Here is a 1154-nt window from a genome sequence, read left to right as displayed (position 1 = left end):
CACATACCTTCATTAAGCGCTACAACGACGGCGCTGAAAATCAGAATTCGGCAACCATCTGCTGCCAGGTATTTGAGAAGATAGCCCGTGAAGGGCGCAAGTTCGGGCTGGGTTTGGTGCTATCCTCGCAGCGGCCGAGTGAGCTGTCGCCCACTGTGCTTTCTCAGTGCAATAGTTTCTTGATGCATCGCATCAGCAACGATCGTGACCAGGAGTTGGTCCACAAGCTAGTACCAGACAATCTGCGAGGCCTGCTGCGGGACTTACCCTCGCTCCCCTCCCGTCATGCCATTCTCCTCGGCTGGGCCTCGGAACTACCGGTACTGGTGAAAATAAACTCGCTACGCGAACAACATCGACCGAAATCCGACGATCCGGATTTCTGGGCCGTGTGGTCAGGCGAAGATGAAGACGGCGAGATAGTCGAGCGCAATGTGAACTGGAAGGCGATTGCGGATGACTGGCAGCAGATTAATACGCCGTTGCAAGATCAGGACTTGGAGAACCATAATGATTAACGATCAAGTGCACAATCATCGAAAAGATATTAGTAATTATTTTTTTCGAGCTTCTCCAAAAGATTTTGGGAAGATTCCCGGCCAACCTTTCGCATATTGGGCGAGCCATGGATTTATTTCCTCGTTTGAGAATCAGCCGAGACTTGCCGATATCTCAAAGCCGATGATTGGCATGAGAACTGGGGACAACGAAAGATTCCTTCGGTTTTGGCAGGAAATAAGTAAAAAAAAGTTTAATTTCTCAGCCATTGATAGCACTGCCGCAAAATCGAGTGGGGCTAAGTGGTTTCCTTACAATAAAGGTGGTGAATTTCGCCGCTGGTATGGGAATAACTATCTTGTTGTAAACTGGCAGAATAATGGATTAGAGATCAAAGAGGAAACATTGCGTCGTTATCCACAGTTAAGTTGGGACAATCTTGGCTGGAAGATATCAAATGAGAAGTTTTTCTTCAGACCATCAGTGACATGGACTGCAACAAGCTCCAACAATTTTGGGGTGAGGTATTCGCCTTTAGGATTTATCTTCGATGTAAAAGGGTCAAGCGCTTTCCCGGATTCAAATAATATTTATGCTGTATTAGGTCTGCTCGCCAGCAAGCCCGCAGGAAGTGTATTAAAAATGCTGAATCCAAC

The 1154-nt window shown here is 47.1% G+C and carries 1 protein-coding gene and 1 pseudogene; both read left to right on the top strand.

All coding sequences use genetic code 11. The features are described from left to right. On the top strand, positions 1–518 hold a 518-nt coding region (locus tag ACN0IC_RS15665), incomplete at its 5' end, for an ATP-binding protein (protein WP_416879677.1). After that, positions 511–1154, top strand: a pseudogene (locus ACN0IC_RS15660) (class I SAM-dependent DNA methyltransferase); the annotation flags it as partial. The gene ACN0IC_RS15665 and the pseudogene ACN0IC_RS15660, both read left to right, overlap by 8 nt.

Source organism: Litorimonas sp. (assembly GCA_029936425.1).
Classification (GTDB): Bacteria; Pseudomonadota; Alphaproteobacteria; order Caulobacterales; family Maricaulaceae; genus Litorimonas.
Note: the sequence above shows the minus strand (reverse complement) of the source record. Positions and strands in the feature narration are given on the sequence as shown.